Origin of the sequence: Paraburkholderia sejongensis (genome assembly GCF_020880815.1) — a bacterium.
Taxonomy (GTDB): domain Bacteria; phylum Pseudomonadota; class Gammaproteobacteria; order Burkholderiales; family Burkholderiaceae; genus Paraburkholderia; species Paraburkholderia sejongensis.
This window is the reverse complement of the sequence record NZ_JAJITD010000001.1, coordinates 447,782-466,895: the sequence shown is the minus strand read 5'-3', so window position 1 is coordinate 466,895 and position 19,114 is coordinate 447,782. Positions and strand designations below refer to the sequence as shown.

Below are 19,114 nucleotides of genomic sequence, written 5' to 3'. Positions count from 1 at the left end.
GAAGCCCTCGACGGGCGTTCCGGCAGCGCAGCAAAAATGCGGATTACAGGAGACGGAACGGCTTAATCGCGCATACGACGCCGCGAGAAAATTTACGAACGAGCGTAATAAATATCGTATGAATACGCCGCTCGATTTCAAATGTATGAACAGAGGCGAACGAGTGCCCGCGGCGGTTAATCGGCGAGCGTCTGCGCGTGCTCGTCGAGCCAGATGAGTGCGGCCATGCGGCCGGTTTCGCGGTCGCGTCGATACGAATAGAAGCGCTCGCGCAGCGTGACCGTGCACAGGTCGCCGCCACTGATGCGCGTGACGCCGAGCCGTTGCAGCCGCACTCGCGCGAGCGCCGGCAGATCGGCCAGATATTTACCCGGATTTTCCGGATGCGCGACGAACGCGCGCGCGGTCGCGTCGCGTTGCGCGCCGTCGACACCGTTCATGAACGCGTCACGCACGTCTGGGCCGACTTCGAACGCAGCCGGCCCGATCGACGGTCCGAGATACGCGTGCAACGCACCCGCGTCGACTCCGGCCAGTTGCGCGACCTGCTGCGCGGTTTGTTCGACGATGCCCGCCGCGAGCCCGCGCCAACCCGCATGCGCGGCGCCGACCGCGCGCCCCGCGTCGTCACATAACATCACCGGCATGCAATCGGCGACCATCACGATGCACGCGATGCCGGCGCGATCGGTGACGCTCGCATCGGCTTGCAACGGCGCGCCGTGTTCGCGTGCGTGCGCGAGTGCCTCGTCGGCGCGCACGATGCCCGCGCCGTGAACCTGTTCAAGCCAGGCGGCTTCGCGCACGCCGGCGAGTGCCAGCAGCCGCGTTCGATTGCTCGCGACCGTCGCCGGGTCGTCGCCGGTTTTCAGGCCGAGGTTCAGGCCGCCGGGCAGATCGGCGCCAGCGCGCCAGCGGCCGAATGGCGCCTGACTCAGTCCGCCGTCGCGGGTGGTCACGAGCGCGCGCACGCGCGGCGACACGTTCCACGCGGGCTGCACGACATTGGCAAAACTCAGGTCCGGCAGGTTCTCACTCATGCGCGATCGTCCTCGTCATGGTCCTTCTCGTGGTCGTCATCGTGGTCGCGGTCATCGTGGTCGGCTTCGTCATTCTCGGCGTCGGCGTAAGCGGCATCGTCGACAGATGCATCGTAGTCCTCATCCTCGTAGTACGCGTCGTCGAATTCGCCCGCGTCGTCGCGGCCCAGACCGAGCGCCGCGGACAACGCCTCCATATCGGCCGGCGCGTCGGCGCGCCACTGCATCGAGCGGCCGGTCTTCGGATGAATCAGCCCGAGCCGCCATGCGTGCAGCGCCTGGCGCGCGAAGCCGTCGGGCAGCGGCGTGACCGAGCGCTTGCCGCGCGCGTGTCCATACACCGGGTCGCCCAGCAGCGGATGGCCGATGTGCGCGCAATGCACGCGAATCTGGTGAGTGCGACCGGTTTCGAGATCGCAATGAATCGCGGTGACCGGCTGACGCTGCCAGATCGCCGACGTCACGCGCCGGAAATGCGTGCGCGCCGGTTTGCCGGATGCACCGGTCACCACCGCCATGCGCGTGCGCTCGCGCGGATCGCGGCCGATCGGCGCGTCGATCGTGCCTTCGTCGGGCATGTTGCCCCACACCAGCGCGAGATAGCGCCGCTTCACGGTGCGCGCCTGCAGTTGGCGTACGAGGTCGGTCTGCGCTTCGAGCGTGCGCGCGACCACCATCAGGCCGGAGGTCTCCTTGTCGAGCCGGTGCACGATACCCGCGCGCGGCAGGCCGGCTGCGGCCTCGCCATAGCGATACAGCAGCCCGTTGAGCACCGTGCCGCTCCAGTTGCCGGCTGCCGGATGCACGACCATCCCGGCCGGCTTGTTGATCACGACCAGCGTGTCGTCCTCGTAGACGATCTCGAGCGGCACCGGTTCGGGCGTGAACGCGAGCTGCTCGGGCAGCAGGTCGGGCACGAGTTCGATGGTCGCGCCGAGCGGCACCGGCTGACGGATCTTCGCGGGCTTGCCGTCGACGCGCACCCGCTGCGCTTCGATCCAGCTTTGCAGGCGGCTGCGCGAAAACTCGGGAAAGACTTTCGCGAGCACTTTATCGAGGCGCTCGCCGGCCAGTTCGTCTGGCACCACTACATGGCGCGGGGTTTCGTCGGCGGTGCGGTTCGGCACCATCGCCGGGGTCGCCGCGGCGCCCTGCTGGCCGGCCGCTGCAAGGGCGTCGGCGGCGAAGTCGTCATCGAGGGAATCGACGCCCGACGCGTCGTCGGGGTTGGCGCTTACGCTATAATCTTCGTTGCTATTCCGGGCGCCGGCGGCGCCTGGAGTATTTGAGCGGGTCATTGAGTCTGGGTCACCTGGACGTAAAGCTAGACTGGAAAATGCGAGCCTTGAACACCATCACTGAAGCGGCGATCAATTTGGCGGCCATCAAGAAGGCGGCCCGGAAAGTGGCCGGATACGTTGCGTGCGTTGCGGCCGTCGTCGCTGTTGCGGCTTGCCACGGCCTGCCGGAGAAGACCGACGAAACGGCAACGTGGACCAACAACAAATTATATACGGAGGCGAACGACGCCCTGAGCGGTGGTGACTTCGGCAAATGCGCGAAGTACTTCGAGATGCTCGAGGGCCGTGACCCGTTCGGCCACTTCGCGCAGCAGGCGCAGATCAACGTCGCGTACTGCAACTGGAAGGACAACGAAAACGCCGCCGCCGACCAGGCTATCGACCGCTTCATCCAGCTGCATCCGGATCACCCGGACATCGCTTACGCGTATTACCTGAAGGGCATGATCCACTTCAACGACGACCTCGGTCTGTTCGGCCGCTTCTCCGGCCAGGACATGAGCGAGCGCGATCCGAAGTCGCTGCGCGAGTCGTACGACGCGTTCAAGATCGTCGTGGAGCGCTTCCCGAACAGCAAGTACGCGCCGGACGCCGCGCAGCGCATGCGCTACATCGTCAACGCGCTGGCCTCGCACGAAGTGCACACGGCGGACTACTACTACCGCCGCGGCGCGTATGTGGCCGCGATCAATCGCGCCCAGCTCGCGCTGCGCGAGTACAAGAACGCGCCTGCTATCGAAGACGCGCTGCACATCATGATCCTGTCGTACGAGAAGCTGAACAACCAGCAACTGGCCGACGACACGCGCCGCGTGCTGGCCGGCACCTTCCCGGACAGCCCGTATGTGACCGGCCGCGCACGGCCCGGCGCGAAGAAGTCGTGGTGGCAGTTCTAAGGGCAGTTCTAAGCCGCGCCACGAACTGACGGTTTCCCCGCCGTCTCTTCCGCAAACGAAAACGCCACGACCTCGGTCGTGGCGTTTTCGTTTCTGCGCGTCGCGCGATGCTTGATCGCGCGAAACTCAGTCGCGCTCGAACAGCGCGATCGATTCCACGTGCGATGTATGCGGGAACATGTTGACGACTCCCGCGCCGACCAGCCGGTAGCCGGCCTCGTGCACGAGCAGGCCGGCATCGCGCGCGAGCGTCGCCGGCGCGCACGACACGTAGACGATCCGCTTGGGCAGCGGACCATCGCCGCTCTGCGCGATCTCGGCGAGTGCCTTGGCAACCGCCAGCGCGCCTTCGCGCGGCGGGTCGATCAGGAACTTGTCGAAATGACCGAGCGCGCGCAGATCGTCGGCGGTGACTTCGAACAGATTGCGGCACGCGAACGACGTATGCCCGGCGACGCCGTTCAGCTCGGCATTCGCGAGCGCGCGCTGGGTCAGCACCTCGCTGCCCTCGATACCGACCACTTCACGCGAAACGCGCGCGAGCGGCAGCGTGAAGTTGCCGATCCCGCAGAACAGATCGAGCACCCGATCGGTGCGCGACGGCGCCAGCAGACGCAACGCACGGCTCACCAGCACGCGGTTGATCGCGTGATTGACCTGGGTGAAGTCGGTCGGCTTGAACGGCATGCGGATGTCGTACTCGGGCAGCGTGTAGTCGAGCTGCACGTCGAGCGGATACAGCGGCGTGACCGTGTCCGGGCCGCCCGGCTGGATCCAGAACTGCACCTTGTGTTCGTCGGCGAACTCGCGCAGCACCTGTTCGTCCGCCTCGGTGAGCGGCTGCAGGTTGCGCACCACCAGCGCGGTAACCGACGAACCGACCGCGAGTTCGAGCTGCGGCATGCGGTCGTAGATCGACAGCTTGCGGACCATGAAGCGCAGCGGCATCAGCATCGCCGACACATGCGGCGGCAACACCTCGCAGGTCTTCATGTCGGCGATATAGCTGCTCTTCTTTTCGTGAAAACCGATGCGCATGCCGCCGCGCTCGGGCAGGAAGCGCACCGCCAGTCGCGCGCGATAGCGATAACCCCAGGACGGTCCATGGATCGGCCGGAACACCGTTTCGGGGCGCAGCCTCGCGAGATGCAGCAGATTGTCTTCAAGCACGCGCTGCTTGACCGCCACCTGCGCGCGGGTATCGAGATGCTGCATCGAGCAGCCGCCGCAGATATTGAAGTACGTGCACTTCGGCGTCGTGCGGATCACGCTTTCACGGAACACCTCGACGACTTCGGCCTGCTCGAATTTCGGCTTGCTGCGATGCGTCGAGTAGCTGACGCGCTCACCCGGCAGCGCGCCTTCGACGAACACGACCTTGCCGGGCGTGCCGTCTTCGCTTTCGGTGCGGCCCACGCCGCGCGCTTCCATATCGAGCGAGGTGATTTCGATGACCGGCTCGTTGCCGGTCACGACGAGCGCCGGCGTCGGGGCCGGCTTGTGGCGCCGCGGCGAGCGACGCTGAGGGGCAGTTCGGGACACCTGCGACTTCCTGACAGACTTGGGGGGAAAGGCGAGATTGTAGACGAAGCGCCGGGCCTCGCCGTCAAACTCACTGCGGCTCGAACGCCGCCAGATACTCGGCCCATTGCGGCGCGGTTTCGAGCGCCAGCGCGTTCTTCACGAGGTTGATCTCGTCTGCGTACTCCGACGGCGAAAAGCCGCCGCGCATCAACTGGAAGCGGCAATACAGCAGGTACGTGTTGACGACGTCGGTCTCGCAGTAATTGCGAATCTCCTCGATGCGCCCCTGCTGGAACGCGCTCCACACCTGGCTGCCGTCCATCCCCATCTTGCCGGGAAAGCCGCACATCTTCGCGAGCGCGTCGAGCGGCGCGTTCGCGCGCGCCTGGTACATCGCGAGCACGTCCATCAGGTCGGTATGGCGCGCGTGGTAGCGGCTGATGTAGTTGTTCCACTTGAAGTCGCGGTCGTCTTCGCCGAGATCCCAGAAGCGGTTGGCCGGGATGCCGTTGACGAGCGCGCGGTAGTTCAGCACCGGCAGATCGAAACCGCCGCCGTTCCACGACACGAGCTGCGGCGTGTACTTCTCGATAACCCGATAGAACGACTGCACCAGCGCGGCCTCGCCGTCCTGCGGCGTGCCCAGCGAGCGCACCCGGAAGCCGTTGTCGTCGCGGAACGCACAGGAAATGGCCGCGACCCGTTGCAGGTGATGCGGCAGGAAATCGTTGCCGGTTTTTTCGCGGCGCGCGGCGAACGCGTGCTCGGCGACTTCCGCGTCGCTCATCGACGCGGGCAGATCTTCAAGACGGCGGATGCCGGCGACATCGGGAATCGTCTCGATGTCGAAAACAAGAATCGGTGTCATTAACTTAGAGAACGGCGTCCTTGCGCACGCCGTTGGAGGCGAAGAAGCGCTTGAGCCGCACCAGCGCTTCCTGTTGAATCTGGCGCACCCGCTCTCGCGTGAGGCCCATTTCGTCGGCCAGTTCCTCGAGCGTGGCGGGCTCGATGTGGTTCAGCCCGAAGCGCCGCTCGATCACGTGACGATGCTTGTCCGACAGCCGCGCGAGCCACGCGCGCGTGAGCGTTTCGAGCTCGCGATGCTGGACCTCGGCATCCGGCGACTGGCTCTGATCGTCGGACAGCAGATCGAGCAGGCTGCTCGCCGGGTCGAGGTCGAGCGGCGCGTCGAGCGATGCGGTGTGCTCGTTCAGCGCGAGGATGTCGGTGACTTCGTCGGTGGTCTTGCCGGTCAGATACGCGATGTCGTCGATACTGGCGTCGCGGCGCTCGGCCGCCTCGCCGGAATTCATCGAGTTTTTCTCCAGATGGCGCTTCGCGCGCAGCACCTGGTTAAGCTCGCGAATCACGTGCACAGGCAAGCGCACGGTGCGCGCCTGATTCATGATGGCGCGCTCGATGCTCTGGCGGATCCACCACGTCGCGTAAGTGGAAAAACGGAAGCCGCGCGTCGGATCGAATTTCTCGATCGCGTGCATCAGGCCGAGATTGCCCTCCTCGATCAGATCGAGCAGCGGCACGCCGCGATTCAGATAACCCTTCGCAATGCTGACCACCAGCCGCAGGTTGCGCTCGATCATCACCTGGCGCGCTTCGAACTCGCCGGCCTTGGCAAGACGCGAATATTTCTGCTCTTCCTCGACGGTGAGCAGCGGCTTCACGCTGATGCGGTTCAGATAGTGCTGGATCGTGTCGGCCGTGAGCTCGGCCTGCAGCAGTGCGCGGAAATCGTCGGCGTCGGGGGCGGCGTCGGCGGTGCCCGTGCGCCCTTCGGCGCCGTCGCCTTCGTCGATGCCGCTTTGGCGATCGTCGGTATCGCGTTCCTCGACGATCTCGTCGTCCACTTCCGAAGCGCCGCTTTCGTCCACTGCGGCGGACGTGGCTTCGCTGATCGTTTCAGAATCGGCTTGCGGCGGGCGGCGCTTCGATTTCGGCATGGTCGTATCGCTTATTGCGGCGGCAAATACTTCAGTGGGTCGACAGGTTTACCCTGCCGGCGAACTTCGAAATGCAACATCACACGGTCGGCATCGCTATTGCCCATCTCTGCGATCTTCTGCCCTTTCGTCACCGCATCCCCCTCTTTTACCATCAAAGCGCGGTTGTGTGCATACGCGGTGAGATAAGTTGCGTCATGCTTGATGATAATGAGATTGCCGTAACCACGCAGCCCATTTCCCGCATAAACGACCCGGCCGTCCGCCGACGCTTTCACCGCCTCGCCCGACGAGCCGCCGATATTGACGCCCTTGTTGGTCGAGTCGTTGAAGGTGTTGAGCAGCGGGCCGCGTACCGGCCACGCGAACGCGACGTTGCCGTTCGCCGCGCTGCCGGCGTCATTCGCCGCGGGATTGGCCGGCGCCGGCGTTGCGCCGGTGGCCGCCGCGCCGCCGCTAGCCGCGCCGTACAGCGGCGGCATCGCCGCACCGACCGCGGCCGGTGCGTTGCTGATCGCGCCGTTGTTGGCGACCGGCGCGGTCGCGACACCCGGCGTCAGCGCCGCGGTATTCGCACCCGGCGGCACGACGCGCAGCAACTGGTCGACTTCGATCTGATTCGGGTTCGTCAAGTTGTTCCACGTCGAGATGTCGCGGTAATTCTGGCCATTCTCGAGCGCAATCCGGTACAGCGTGTCGCCCGGCTTCACGCGGTAATAGCCGGGCGGCGGCGGACCGAGCGGTACGGCCGGCTGCCCGGCCGTACCCGGCGCGGTAGCGAGGATGCCGCCGCCGGAGCGGTCGACCACGGGCGCCTGATCGAGTCGGGAAGCACAGGCCGTCATCAACAGGGACAAGGCGAGCACGCACACGCTGCGCTGGGTTACGGTCATCGGGGTATTCGGGGTGGTTCTTTGCATCGCGCGCAACATACTCATCGGTGTCAAATCACTCCGGATTTTAAAGGGACAAAGAAAACGCGATCAAGCCGCGACTCGCGCCATTGCGCGGGTCCGACGCGCTCGACCAGCGTCAGCACCTGACTCTGTCCGTCCTGCGAGCCGACCGGCGCGATCAGGCGTCCGCCGATCGCAAGCTGTTCGAGCAGCGCCTGCGGCACGTCGAGTCCGGCCGCCGCGATCACGATCGCGTCGAACGGCGCCGCCGACGGCAAACCGAGCCGCCCGTCGCCGTAATGCAGCCGGATATTCGGAATGCGCAGTGGACGCAGATTGGTCTTCGCGCGCTCGGACAGCGGCTTGATGCGTTCAATCGAATAAACCTCGCGCGCGACCTGGCTCAGCACCGCCGCCTGGTAGCCGCAACCGGTGCCGATTTCGAGCACCGTGTTCAGCGCGCGGCCGGCCGCCGCCAGCTCGATCATCCGCGCGACCACCGAAGGCTTCGAGATGGTCTGGTGATGGCCTATCGGCAACGCCGCATCTTCGTAGGCCTGGGCGGCAAGACCGGGGTCGACGAACAGGTGGCGCGGCACCGCGGCGAGCGCGTTCAGCACGCGTTGATCGGACACGCCGTTGGCTCGCACGCGTTCGACCATGCGTTCACGAACCCGTTCCGAGGTCAACGCCAACGCGCTATTGGGCGCGCCGTTCAAGGTGGGCTTCGCAACCGGTGCGGCCTGCGGCTTCGGCGGTTTCGGCGGCGTCGCGCCGCTCGGCGCCGCTCCGGTCGTGCCGCTGAGCGCCGCACCCGTCAGCGCGCCGGAAACCTTCGCCTGGGGAATTACCTGGGGCCGCGCCGCAGCCGCATTCGATGCGGCACCCGCGGCTTTTACCTGCGCGCGCGCCGCCGCGCCGCCTTGCGTCGACTTCGCCGACTGCTGCCGGCCGTTCAACGCCGCGCTCGCCGCGAGCGCCGCCGCGCGCACTTCGCCCGGCCGCCCTTCCGGCCGGCGCGGCTCGCGCACCAGGTCCTCGAGGCCGAGCGGAAAGCGCTTCGCGCGCTCGCCGGTCATGAATTGTCGCTGCCGCCGCGCAGCCAGTCGCGCGCGGTGGGCAGCATCTGCGTGTAGGTCAGATCGAGCTGCAGCGGCGTGATCGACACGGCGCCGTTGGCGACCGCATGAAAGTCGGTGCCTTCGCTCGCGTCGCGCGCGCCGCCCGACGCACCGATCCAGTAGATCGGCTCACCACGCGGATTGGTCTGGCGGATCACCGGCTGGGACGGATGCCGCTTGCCCAGTCGCGTGATCTGCCAACCGCGCAGCTGGTCGTACGGCAAGTTAGGAATGTTGACGTTCAGCAACGGATGTCCGGGCAACGGTCGCTCGAGATAATGCGCGACGATCTCGGCCGCGACGCGCGCCGCGTCTTCGAGATGCACCCAATCTTTATCGACCAGCGAAAAAGCGATCGCCGGCACGCCGAACATGATTCCTTCGGTGGCGGCCGCGACGGTGCCGGAGTACAGCGTGTCGTCGCCCATGTTCTGTCCGTTGTTGATGCCGGACACCACGAGATCGGGCGTATGGTCGAGCATGCCGGTCAGCGCGATGTGCACCGAGTCGGTCGGCGTGCCGTTCACGTAGTAGAAACCATTGGCCGAGCGCAGGACCGACAGCGGCCGCGTCAGCGTCAGGGAATTCGACGCGGCGCTGCAGTTCTGTTCGGGTGCCATCACGGTGATGTCGGCGATCGGCTTCAGCGCTTCGTGAAGCGCGGCGAGACCCGGCGCCAGATAGCCGTCGTCGTTGCTGAGTAGGATTCGCATGCGGCGATTGTAACCGAGGAAAGATGGCACGCGAACGACACCGCGGGCGTGCCTGCATCGGAGGGAAAACACTCGCGCCGGCCGGCGTTTTCTGCATGCGAAGATGCTTGCGTGAAGCACGCGCACGGCGCGCGCGTGAATGAACTTGCACCGCGCCACTCGCGCTGTGCGGCGCGCCGTGCTCGCACCTTCGCGCACCTTGATCGCACCTTGATCGCACCTTGATCGCACCTTCACCGCAACAAATCGCACGGTCGTGCGCTTTGCTTTACACTCGACGACGTTGCGAACTTTTGAACGATATGGAGACACGATGCGCGCGATTCGCTGCAAGCAATACGGCCCGCCCGAAAGCCTGATCGTCGATACCCTGCCGGATCTCGAGCCACCGCCCGGCCACGTCGTGATCGACGTGAAAGCGGCAGCCGTCAATTTCCCCGACGTGCTGATCATCGAAAACAAATACCAGTTCAAACCACCCCTGCCGTTCACGCCGGGCTCCGAGGCCGCGGGCATCGTGCGCGCGGTCGGCGCGGGCGTCACGCAATTCAAGGTGGGCGCGCGCGTGTCGGCGTTCACCGGCTCGGGCGGCTTCGCCGAACAGGCGCTCGCGCCCGCCGCGGCCTGCGTGCCGCTCGACGAGGACGTGCCGTTCGAACTGGCGGCCGCGTTCACGCTCGCGTACGGCACCTCGCATCACGCAGTGGTCGATCGCGGCGCGCTGCAGGCTGGCGAAACCATGCTGGTGCTCGGCGCGGCCGGCGGCGTCGGACTCGCGGCCGTCGAGATCGGCAAGGCGCTCGGCGCGCGCGTGATCGCGGCGGCATCGAGCGACGAAAAACTCGCGACCTGCGTGAAGCACGGCGCGGACGCGACGATCAACTACAGCACCGAGGATCTGCGCGAGCGCATCAAGGCGCTCACCGACGGCAAGGGACCGGACGTGATCTACGATCCAGTCGGCGGCGTGTATGCGGAGCCCGCGTTTCGCAGCATCGGCTGGCGCGGCCGCTATCTGGTGGTCGGTTTCGCGAACGGCGAGATTCCGAAGCTGCCGCTGAACCTGATGCTGCTCAAGGGCGCCAGCGTGGTCGGCGTGTTCTGGGGGGACTTTGCGAAACGCGAGCCGCAGCGCAATCAGGCGGCGTTCCAGCAGATGGTCGGCTGGATTCGCGAAGGCAAGCTCAAGCCTTACGTGTCCGCCCGCTATTCGCTCGACGACACCGCGCGCGCATTGCGCGACATGGCCGAACGGCGCGTGATCGGCAAGATCGTGATCACGCCGTGACGGGTCGCTGCTAATGCGTTGATGCACTGATGCGCCGATGGGCGCATGACACAAACGGCGCGGGGTCCGGAAAGCCACTCACGGACCCCGCGCCTGCGACGACACTCACAACTTCTCGGTATCGCCCGTACGCGGCTGCCACTTCATAAAGCGCCGTTCCGCGATCCCGACGATCGCATCGAGCACCAGCGCGAACGCGGTCAGCACCAGAATCCCGGCGAACACGGTATTGATATCGAAGGTGCCTTCGGCCTGCAGGATCAGATAGCCGACGCCGCGCGCCGAACCGAGATACTCGCCCACCACCGAGCCGACGAACGCGAGTCCGACCGACGTATGCAGACTCGAAAACACCCAGCTCATCGCGCTCGGCAGATAAACGAAGCGCAGCAATTGCCGGCGATTCGCGCCGAGCATGCGCGCGTTCGCGAGCACGACCGGGCTCACTTCCTTCACGCCCTGATAGACGTTGAAGAACACGATGAAGAACACTAGCGTGACGCCGAGCGCGACCTTCGACCAGATGCCCAGCCCGAACCAGACGCCGAAGATCGGCGCGAGAATCACCCGCGGCATCGAGTTCGCGGCCTTCACGTACGGATCGAACAGCGCGCTGGCGGTCGGCGCGAGCGCGAGCCACAGCCCGACGCCGAGTCCGATCGCGGTGCCGAACACGAAGGCCAGCACGGTCTCGACGAGCGTGATCCACAGATGCAGATAGATCTCGCCGCCCGTGAACCATTCCCAGATCCGCTGCAGCACTTTCTGCGGCTCGCCGAAGAAGAACGCGGCCTTGTCGGGATCGTCGAAATAGAACGGCGGCAATAGCGTCGGGCTGGTGAGCACGTACCAGAGCACGAAGCACAGCACCAGCAGCAGCCATTGCCAGATCACCAGATTCGCCCGGCTCGGGCGCAACGTCTTCCACATGACTTGGTTTGCCTTGGACGATTGTTGAACACGTCTTCGTCTTGATGCGCATCGGTCGATGCGCGGGTCGTTCAGACAGCGGTCAGTTGCTGCTGGTAGCCCTTCAGCACTTCATCGCGCAGCACGCCCCAGATCTGCGCATGCAATTCGACGAAGCGCGGATGCGAACGGATTTCGGCGACGTCGCGCGGACGCGGCAGATCGATCCTGAATTCGCCGATCGGATGCGTGCCCGGCCCCGCCGACAGCACGACCACGCGATCGGACATCGCAATCGCCTCGTCGAGATCGTGGGTGATGAACAGCACCGCCTTGCGTTTCGCGGCCCACAGGTCGAGCAACTCGTTTTCCATCAACTGGCGAGTCTGAATGTCCAGCGCGGAAAACGGCTCGTCCATCAGGATGATGTCGGGGTCGAGAATCAGCGTCTGGGCCATCGCAACGCGCTTGCGCATGCCGCCCGACAACTGGTGCGGATAGCGGTCGCCGAAGCCGCCGAGGCCGACGCGCTTTAACCACTCGTCGGCTTTCGCGCGCGCTTCGGCGGCCGGCACGCCGTGAAACGACAGGCCGGCCATCACGTTGTCGAGCGCCGAGCGCCACGGCATCAGCGCGTCCGCCTGAAACATGTAGCCGGCGCGGCGATTGAGCCCGGTGAGCGGCTCGCCGAACACGCTGACGCTGCCCGCCGACGGCTGCAACAACCCTGCCCCGACGTTCAGCAGCGTGGACTTGCCGCAGCCGGTCGGACCGACCACCGACACGAACTCGCCCGGCTCGATCCGCAGCGTCGTGTCCTTGACCGCGGTGTAGCGCTGCGCGCGGTTGTCGCGCGCGGCGAACGTGCAGGTGATGTTTTCGAGCGCCAAGGCTGCAACTGTCATCGTTCGGCTCGCTTCGGGGATCGGAGTGGGTTCGGGTTGAACGGCGCGGAGGTTGCGAAGGTCGTGAAGATCGCGCGCGTCATCGCGTTGTCGGCGCGTTTATGCCTTGACGGTCGCCAGCGCCTTCTTCACGAAGTCGTTGGTCCACGTCTTCGACAGATCGATCTGCGCGTTCTGGATCAGCGGGTCGAACGCCTTGAGCGTCTTCAGCGCTGTGGCGGGACCGTCGGCGGGCATCAGACCGTCGGGCGACATCGCCTCGCGCACGTGCTGCCACGCGTCGAGGTAAAGCGCGCGGTCGCCGAGCAGATAGCTCTCCGGCACCGTGTTGATCAGTTCGCTGCCGGTCGCGTTCTGCAGCCACTTGAGCGCGCGCACCATTGCGTTGGTCAGCGCCTGGGTGGTGTTCGGGTTCTTCGTGATGAACGCCTGCGATGCGTACAGGCAGCCGGCCGGCATGTCGCCGCCGAACACGCTGTGGGTATCGGCGAGCGTGCGCGTATCCGACACGACCCGCACTTCGCCGGCGCGTTCGAGGCGCGTGACGACGGGGTCGAGATTGGCGAGCGCATCGATCTGTCCCGACTGCAACGCGGCGATCGCACCGGCGCCCGCGCCGACGCCGATGAACGCGACGTCCTTCGGACTGAGGCCGGCTTTCGCGAGCACGAAGCTCGCCATGATCGAGGTCGACGAACCCGGCGCGGTCACGCCGATTTTCTTGCCCTTCAGATCGGCGACCGACTTGAAGTTCGGCATCGTCTTCTTCGACACCGCCAGCACGATCTGCGGCGCACGGCCCTGCAGCACGAATTCGCGGAACATCTGCTTTTGCGCCTGCAACAGCAGCGTGTGTTCGAACGCGCCCGAGACCACGTCCGCGCTGCCGCCGACCGCCGCTTTCAGCGCCTGCGAGCCGCCGGCGAAATCGGAGATTTCGACCTCGAGCCCTTCGTCCTTGAAGAAGTTGCGGCGCTCGGCGATCGTGAGCGGCAGGTAATAGAACAGATTCTTGCCGCCGACCGCGATCGCGACTTTGGCGGTTTCGGGTTTGCCCTGGGCGAAAGCGAACGGCGCCGCCGTCAGCGCGGCGCCCGCGAGCGCCGCACCGCCGGCGAGGAAGGTTCTGCGTTGCATGGTCTGTTGTCTCCAGATTTTTATGGTCCGGCTTGCCGAGGCGCCGGGCTTGCGCCGGCTTGCGCATGCGCGGCCGCGCCGGGTCTCATCCGCCTCATCCGCCTCGTCTCATCCGCCTGTCGAGCGGCGCGGGTCGCGCCGCGGCGCCGCGCTCTTTGCGTGCTGCTTTTTGGTGCTGCTTTTCTCGTGCTGCTTTTTGGGGTACTGCTTTTACGTGCTTGCCAGTGCTTCTTTCGAGCATCTTTTGCGCGGCTTCACCGCGCCTCGCCGCCTCGTTCAGGCGCGGCGCATTTGCTGCGCATCAAACGATCTGTTGCGCGCGCAACCTTGCGAGGCCGTCAGCATCATAACCTAGCGATTGCAGGACTTCATCGGTATGTTCACCCAGTTCCGGCCCCAGCCAGCGCGTCTCGCCGGGGGTCGCCGAGAGCTTCGGCGTGACCGCCGGTAGCGTGATTTCCTGGCCGTCCTGCCATTTGAAACGCTGGATCATCTGGCGCGCGAGGAACTGCGGATCGGTGAACATGTCGGCGACGCTGTAGATGCGCCCGACCGGCACATCGGCCGCGTTCAGCACCGCCAGCGCTTCGTCGATCGTGCGGGTGGACAGCCACGCGGCGATCGCCGCGTCGATCTCCTGGGTGCGCGGCACGCGGCCGTCGTTATGCGCGAGCGCCGGATCGTTGGCGAGATCGTCGCGCTCGATCGCCACCATCAGCCGCTTGAAGATCGGATCGCTGTTGCCGCCGATCACGATGCTGCCGTCGCGGCACGGATAGGTGTTCGACGGCACGATGCCCGGCAGCGACGCGCCGGTGCGCTCGCGCACCATCCCGTACACGCCGTACTCGGGCACCACGCTTTCCATCATGTTGAAGACGGCCTCGTACAGCGCGACATCGACGACCTGCCCCTTGCCGCCGTTCACCTGCTTGTGATGCAGCGCCATCAGCGCGCCGATCACGCCATGCAGCGCGGCGATCGAATCGCCGATCGAAATGCCGATACGCGGCGGCGGCAGATCGGGATATCCGGTGATGTGGCGCAAACCGCCCATCGATTCGGCGATCGCGCCGAAGCCGGGACGGTCCCGATACGGGCCGGTCTGGCCATAGCCCGACAGCCGGACCATCACGAGACCGGGGTTCTCGGCCGACAGCACGTCGTAGCCGAGACCGAGTTTTTCGAGCAGACCCGGCCGGAAATTCTCGACCACGATATCGGCCTCTTTCGCGAGGCGCCGCACGATCTCCTTGCCCTCGTCGGCTTTCAGATTGATCGTGACGGACTTTTTGTTGCGCGCCTGCACGGCCCACCATAGCGACGTGCCGCCGACTTCCGGATAGAGCTTGCGCCATTTGCGCAGCGGGTCGCCCCCTTTAGGGTCTTCGATCTTGATCACCTCGGCGCCGAATTCGCCGAGAAAACGCGCGGCGAACGGCCCGGCGATCAGCGTTCCGAGTTCCAGCACCTTGACGCCGGCGAGCGGGCCGCGGGCGTCCTGCGGCGCGGCGCTCGCGCCTGATTCGGGGGTGGCGCTCATGTGTCTCCTTGATCTGCGTTGTTCTGTTCGGGCCGCGGCATCGCTGGCGGGGCGCGGCGGGGCGTGGCCCGGCCTGGCCGGCGCTACATCGAGCGGCGATCGAGCATCGCGCGCGCGATCGTGCCCGCGTCGACGTATTCGAGTTCGCCGCCCACCGGCACGCCGCGCGCGAGACGCGTGACGGAAAGCCCGCGCGCCTTCAGCGTCTGGCCGAGGTAATGCGCGGTCGCTTCGCCCTCGTTGGTGAAATTGGTCGCGAGTACGACTTCCTTGACGACCCCGTCCGACGCCCGCTTCACGAGCCGGTCGAAATGGATCTCCTTCGGACCGATGCCGTCGAGCGGGCTGAGCCGCCCCATCAGCACGAAGTAGAGACCGCGGTAGGTCATCGTCTGTTCGAGCATGATCTGGTCGGCCGGCGTTTCGACCACGCACAGCAGCGACGGATCGCGCTCTTCATCGAGGCAGACTTCGCAGATCTGCGCTTCGGTAAACGTGTTGCACTTTTCGCAATGCTGCAGATGCTCGGTGGCGAACAGCAGCGAGCGGCCGAGTTTTTCGGCGCCTTCGCGATCGTGCTGCATCAGGTGATACGCGATGCGTTGTGCCGACTTGGGCCCGACACCGGGCAGCGCGCGCAGCGCTTCGACGAGCGCCGACAAGGCGGAAGGTTGTTTCATACGGATCGGCGTCGACGTGGGTCGTGCTTGAATGGGCCGGTTGGGACGCGGCGGCGGTGGCCGGGCGAGACGTTAGAGCGCTGCGCGCGGGTCCATGCCGGCGGCCGTGCGCTCGGCGCAGTGCGTCGCCGCACCGCCGCGCCGCATTCCCGGCCGCGCCCCGGCGATCGCCGCTGCGGCGCGAGCCCTCGTTACAGCAGGTTCAGAACGGCAGCTTGAAGCCCGGCGGCAGCGGCAGGCCCGCGGTCATGCCGCCCATTTTTTCCTGGGCGGTTGCCTCGGCCTTGCGCACGGCGTCGTTGAACGCGGCGGCCACGAGGTCTTCGAGCATGTCCTTGTCGTCGGCGAGCAGGCTCGGGTCGATCGACACGCGGCGCACGTCGTTCTTGCAGGTCATCGTCACCTTCACGAGACCGGCACCCGACTGGCCCTCGACCTCGATCAGCGCGAGCTGCTCCTGCATCTTCTTCATGTTTTCCTGCATCTGCTGGGCTTGCTTCATCAGCCCGGCGAGTTGACCTTTCATCATGGACATGCTCCTTCTGGATTGCGTGAAATCTGTCGTTCCGGCGCCGTGCTGCGACGCCGCCGCGAACGATCGATCAGTGGGCCGGCGACGCGCCGTTCGGGGCGGCGTCCGGGGTAAGCGGGCGAATCGAGTCGCGCACGATGGTCGCGCCGAACTCGCGAATCAGCGACTGCACGAACGGATCGGCATGAATCTCGCGCTCGGCTTCCTGCTGGCGCCGTGCGCGCAGCGCGGCGTCGGCCGCGGCGGCGGTACGGCGTGCGGCGCCGACCTCGACCAGCACGTCGACGTTCCGACCGAGCCGCTCGACGAGCGCTGCCTTCAGTTTAGCGACCTGCGATGCTTCCGCGTATTGCGGCACCGGCACGTTCAGCTTCAGCGTGCTGCCTTCGAGCGCCATCAGTTCGCTGTTGAACGCCAGCTGATACGAGATGCCTTTCAACGGCAGATCAACCGCGAGCGCGGGCCAGTCGCCGCTGAAACCGAGCGGATCGAGCGGCACGGCGGGCGGCAACGGGCGAGTATCGACGACCGGCGCGGGCGCGGCTTTCGCGGCCGTGTCCATGCGGACATCGTCGGGACCGCGGTCGAAGACCGGGACGAAGTCGTCGTCCGGCGGCAGGAAGTAGGCGTCGTCCGCGGCCGAGAGCGGCATGTAGTCGTCGGGGGGCATGTCGTCCCACGGCGGCGGCATCGATGCGCTGTCATGCGAGTTGCTATGGCCACCGCCGTTGCCGTTGTTGGCCGCTTTGTTGCCAGCGCGTGCCGGCGAAGCCGGCGCGTCCTGCTGCTCGCGACGCGACGGATCGGGCGCCGGTACCGGGACAGCGACACGCGGCGCGGTCGACTTCGGCGCTACCGGTGCCGAGGGCCTGGCGGCAGCTGCCGGGCTCGCGCGGCCGCGCTCGGAAGATACTTTCATGCCGGCGTTACGCAGCACGTCGAGCGCGGCGCTGGCGCCGCCGGCGCGGCGCGATGCCGGATTGGCCGTGGCCAGTGCGGCCGGCGCGGGTTGCTGCTCGTGCTCCTGCTCTTGCGGCGCGGTTTGCTCTGCACGCGCGAAGGCGCCAGCCGCGGGCGCGGTCAATGCCGAAGCAGGCGTCGTATCAGGGTCGAAGGTCGCCGACGGCCCGGCGGGTTCGGCAACCACTGCAGTTCCGCTCTCCGGTGCATCTTCCCAGGGCGCCAACGGACGTGCCGTTGCGGCGCTCGACGGCGCGTCCGCGCGCGCAACCGGTCCGTTCTCATTCTGCCTGGCTTGCGCAGCTTCTTGAGCTAGCGACGCGCCAGCGTCGAGCGCGGGCGACACAGCATGATCCTGCACCGCGGCGACGGTAGTTTGCGCGCCGGGTTTTGCCACCGGCGCCGCACTTTGCACCGCCTCGCGCGTACTCGCGGCGGACGGCAGCGGCGCGGCGGTCGCAAGCGCCGTCATCGACGACGGCGACACCGCGCGCAACGCGGCAACGGTCGGCGCACCGGAGCGCTTCGCTCCTGCGGCACCCGCCGCCCCCGCTTGCGAACCCGCGCCGGTCACGCCCCCGCCGCCACCGGTCGGCGCCGGCTCGAACGCGAGCATGCGCAGTAGCGTCATCGTGAAGCCCGCGTATTCGTCCGGCGCGAGACCGAGCTCGCTTCGCCCGATCGTCGCGATCTGATAGAACAGTTGAACGTGCTCGGCGCTCAGCGCGTCGGCGAAGCGCCGTAAGTCAGCCGCCTCCGGCCACTCGTCGAGCACCGACGACGGCGCGAACTGCGCCCACGCGATCCGGTGCAGCAAGCTCGCCAGATCCTGCAGCGCGGTCGAAAACGACAGGCTGCGCAACGCCATCTCGTCGGCGACCGCCAGCACCGCCGCGCCATCGCCCTGCGCAAGCGCGTCGAGCAGGCGGATCAGATAACTCTGGTCGAGCGCGCCGAGCATCCCGCGCACCGCTTCCTCGCTGACCTGGTTCGCCGAATATGCAATGGCCTGATCGGTCAACGACAACGCATCGCGCATCGAACCATCGGCCGCGCGCGCAAGCAGACGCAGCGCCTGCGCGTCGAACGGCACGTTCTCTTCACCGAGAATCCGTTCGAGATGCGAGACGATGTGGCCGGCCGGCATCTGCTTCAGATTGAACTGCAGACAGCGCGACAGCACCGTGACCGGAATCTTCTGCGGGTCGGTGGTCGCGAGAATGAACTTGACGTGTGGCGGCGGCTCCTCGAGCGTCTTGAGCATCGCGTTGAACGCGTGGTTCGTCAGCATGTGCACTTCGTCGATCATGTAGACCTTGAAGCGCGCATCGACCGGCGCGTACACCGCGCGCTCGAGCAGCGCGGCCATTTCGTCGACGCCGCGATTGCTCGCCGCGTCCATTTCGACATAATCGACAAACCGCCCTTCATCGATCTCGCGACACGCCCGGCACACGCCACAAGGCGTCGAGGTCACGCCGGTCTCGCAGTTCAACGCCTTGGCGAAGATCCGCGACAGCGTGGTCTTGCCGACGCCGCGGGTTCCGGTAAACAGATAGGCATGGTGCAGACGGCCGCCGTCGAGCGCATGGGTGAGCGCGCGCACCACGTGCTCCTGTCCGACGAGCGAAGCAAAATCCTTCGGCCGCCATTTGCGTGCGAGAACTTGATAGGTCATCCGGAAATTGTATCAGTAACAATGGCGCGC

General features: G+C 66.2%; 17 protein-coding genes. 2 read left to right on the top strand and 15 right to left on the bottom strand.

All coding sequences use genetic code 11. The features are described 5' to 3' along the window. Nucleotides 1-176 precede the first annotated feature (176 nt). Together pgeF and LJ656_RS01975 are read right to left on the bottom strand one after the other, a co-directional pair. Nucleotides 177-1,040 (bottom strand): peptidoglycan editing factor PgeF, encoded by an 864-nt coding sequence (gene pgeF / locus LJ656_RS01980; protein ID WP_230507590.1) that lies wholly within the window; start codon nt 1,038-1,040, stop codon nt 177-179. Next, entirely contained in the window at nt 1,037-2,338 is a 1,302-nt protein-coding gene (locus LJ656_RS01975; RefSeq protein WP_230507589.1) for an RluA family pseudouridine synthase, read from the bottom strand. The genes pgeF and LJ656_RS01975 overlap by 4 nt, the downstream gene beginning before the upstream one ends. A gap of 38 nt (nt 2,339-2,376) precedes the next feature. On the opposite strand from LJ656_RS01975, the gene LJ656_RS01970 reads away from it, so the two are divergent. Further along, nucleotides 2,377-3,237 carry an outer membrane protein assembly factor BamD gene (locus LJ656_RS01970; RefSeq protein WP_230507588.1) on the top strand — a complete coding sequence of 287 codons (861 nt, stop codon included), beginning with the start codon at nt 2,377-2,379 and terminating at the stop codon, nt 3,235-3,237. Between the two features lie 126 nt (nt 3,238-3,363). Here LJ656_RS01970 and rlmD read toward each other — a convergent pair whose 3' ends face one another. The 6 genes from rlmD to surE all read right to left on the bottom strand — a co-directional run bounded on the left by rlmD (nt 3,364) and on the right by surE (nt 9,452). Continuing rightward, nucleotides 3,364-4,779: a 23S rRNA (uracil(1939)-C(5))-methyltransferase RlmD gene (gene rlmD / locus LJ656_RS01965; protein ID WP_230507587.1), complete on the bottom strand. Its 1,416-nt coding sequence runs from the start codon at nt 4,777-4,779 to the stop codon at nt 3,364-3,366. A 70-nt stretch (nt 4,780-4,849) separates the two neighbouring features. Next, complete coding sequence (locus tag LJ656_RS01960; RefSeq protein ID WP_230507586.1) at nt 4,850-5,629, bottom strand: 3'-5' exonuclease; 780 nt, start codon at nt 5,627-5,629, stop codon at nt 4,850-4,852. A gap of 4 nt (nt 5,630-5,633) precedes the next feature. Continuing rightward, nucleotides 5,634-6,722, bottom strand: a complete 1,089-nt coding sequence (gene rpoS, locus LJ656_RS01955; RefSeq protein ID WP_230507585.1) for an RNA polymerase sigma factor RpoS — start codon at nt 6,720-6,722, stop codon at nt 5,634-5,636. An 11-nt stretch (nt 6,723-6,733) separates the two neighbouring features. After that, nucleotides 6,734-7,660, bottom strand: coding sequence for a peptidoglycan DD-metalloendopeptidase family protein (locus tag LJ656_RS01950; RefSeq protein ID WP_230507584.1), 927 nt, complete (start codon nt 7,658-7,660; stop codon nt 6,734-6,736). 5 nt (nt 7,661-7,665) lie between these two features. Beyond that, nucleotides 7,666-8,697: a protein-L-isoaspartate(D-aspartate) O-methyltransferase gene (locus LJ656_RS01945; RefSeq protein ID WP_230507583.1), complete on the bottom strand. Its 1,032-nt coding sequence runs from the start codon at nt 8,695-8,697 to the stop codon at nt 7,666-7,668. Beyond that, entirely contained in the window at nt 8,694-9,452 is a 759-nt protein-coding gene (gene surE, locus LJ656_RS01940; RefSeq protein ID WP_230507582.1) for a 5'/3'-nucleotidase SurE, read from the bottom strand. Before surE ends, LJ656_RS01945 begins: the two co-directional genes overlap by 4 nt. Before the next feature lie 313 nt (nt 9,453-9,765). Between surE and LJ656_RS01935 the strand changes: the two genes are divergently transcribed. After that, complete coding sequence (locus LJ656_RS01935) at nt 9,766-10,740, top strand: NADPH:quinone oxidoreductase family protein (protein WP_230507581.1); 975 nt, start codon at nt 9,766-9,768, stop codon at nt 10,738-10,740. Nucleotides 10,741-10,845: 105 nt separating this feature from the next. Here the strand turns inward: LJ656_RS01935 and LJ656_RS01930 are convergent, their stop codons facing one another. The 7 genes from LJ656_RS01930 to LJ656_RS01900 form a co-directional block, all read right to left on the bottom strand. Beyond that, nucleotides 10,846-11,670: an ABC transporter permease gene (locus tag LJ656_RS01930; protein ID WP_230507580.1), complete on the bottom strand. Its 825-nt coding sequence runs from the start codon at nt 11,668-11,670 to the stop codon at nt 10,846-10,848. Between the two features lie 71 nt (nt 11,671-11,741). Then, the gene (locus LJ656_RS01925; RefSeq protein WP_230507579.1) at nt 11,742-12,554 is read right to left on the bottom strand and encodes an ABC transporter ATP-binding protein; all 813 of its coding nucleotides are present in this window, start codon (nt 12,552-12,554) and stop codon (nt 11,742-11,744) included. A 99-nt stretch (nt 12,555-12,653) separates the two neighbouring features. Next, a complete protein-coding gene (locus LJ656_RS01920; protein ID WP_230507578.1) occupies nt 12,654-13,691 on the bottom strand; it encodes an ABC transporter substrate-binding protein in 1,038 nt (345 codons plus the stop codon). Nucleotides 13,692-13,992: 301 nt separating this feature from the next. Continuing rightward, complete coding sequence (locus LJ656_RS01915) at nt 13,993-15,234, bottom strand: CaiB/BaiF CoA transferase family protein (protein WP_230507577.1); 1,242 nt, start codon at nt 15,232-15,234, stop codon at nt 13,993-13,995. 83 nt (nt 15,235-15,317) lie between these two features. Further along, a complete protein-coding gene (recR, locus tag LJ656_RS01910; protein ID WP_230507576.1) occupies nt 15,318-15,914 on the bottom strand; it encodes a recombination mediator RecR in 597 nt (198 codons plus the stop codon). Between the two features lie 202 nt (nt 15,915-16,116). Then, nucleotides 16,117-16,443, bottom strand: coding sequence for a YbaB/EbfC family nucleoid-associated protein (locus LJ656_RS01905; protein ID WP_027197578.1), 327 nt, complete (start codon nt 16,441-16,443; stop codon nt 16,117-16,119). A gap of 73 nt (nt 16,444-16,516) precedes the next feature. Then, nucleotides 16,517-19,084, bottom strand: coding sequence for a DNA polymerase III subunit gamma/tau (locus LJ656_RS01900; protein ID WP_230507575.1), 2,568 nt, complete (start codon nt 19,082-19,084; stop codon nt 16,517-16,519). Nucleotides 19,085-19,114 lie beyond the last annotated feature (30 nt).

Coding starts and splice junctions, on each gene's coding strand:
- LJ656_RS01960 (WP_230507586.1), bottom strand. CDS start 5,629: ATGACACCGATTCTTGTTTTCGACATCGAGACGATTCCCGATGTCGCC.
- rpoS (WP_230507585.1), bottom strand. CDS start 6,722: ATGCCGAAATCGAAGCGCCGCCCGCCGCAAGCCGATTCTGAAACGATC.
- surE (WP_230507582.1), bottom strand. CDS start 9,452: ATGCGAATCCTACTCAGCAACGACGACGGCTATCTGGCGCCGGGTCTC.
- pgeF (WP_230507590.1), bottom strand. CDS start 1,040: ATGAGTGAGAACCTGCCGGACCTGAGTTTTGCCAATGTCGTGCAGCCC.
- LJ656_RS01945 (WP_230507583.1), bottom strand. CDS start 8,697: ATGACCGGCGAGCGCGCGAAGCGCTTTCCGCTCGGCCTCGAGGACCTG.
- LJ656_RS01970 (WP_230507588.1), top strand. CDS start 2,377: ATGCGAGCCTTGAACACCATCACTGAAGCGGCGATCAATTTGGCGGCC.
- LJ656_RS01915 (WP_230507577.1), bottom strand. CDS start 15,234: ATGAGCGCCACCCCCGAATCAGGCGCGAGCGCCGCGCCGCAGGACGCC.
- LJ656_RS01920 (WP_230507578.1), bottom strand. CDS start 13,691: ATGCAACGCAGAACCTTCCTCGCCGGCGGTGCGGCGCTCGCGGGCGCC.
- LJ656_RS01925 (WP_230507579.1), bottom strand. CDS start 12,554: ATGACAGTTGCAGCCTTGGCGCTCGAAAACATCACCTGCACGTTCGCC.
- LJ656_RS01905 (WP_027197578.1), bottom strand. CDS start 16,443: ATGATGAAAGGTCAACTCGCCGGGCTGATGAAGCAAGCCCAGCAGATG.
- LJ656_RS01930 (WP_230507580.1), bottom strand. CDS start 11,670: ATGTGGAAGACGTTGCGCCCGAGCCGGGCGAATCTGGTGATCTGGCAA.
- LJ656_RS01950 (WP_230507584.1), bottom strand. CDS start 7,660: ATGAGTATGTTGCGCGCGATGCAAAGAACCACCCCGAATACCCCGATG.
- LJ656_RS01900 (WP_230507575.1), bottom strand. CDS start 19,084: ATGACCTATCAAGTTCTCGCACGCAAATGGCGGCCGAAGGATTTTGCT.
- recR (WP_230507576.1), bottom strand. CDS start 15,914: ATGAAACAACCTTCCGCCTTGTCGGCGCTCGTCGAAGCGCTGCGCGCG.
- LJ656_RS01975 (WP_230507589.1), bottom strand. CDS start 2,338: ATGACCCGCTCAAATACTCCAGGCGCCGCCGGCGCCCGGAATAGCAAC.
- LJ656_RS01935 (WP_230507581.1), top strand. CDS start 9,766: ATGCGCGCGATTCGCTGCAAGCAATACGGCCCGCCCGAAAGCCTGATC.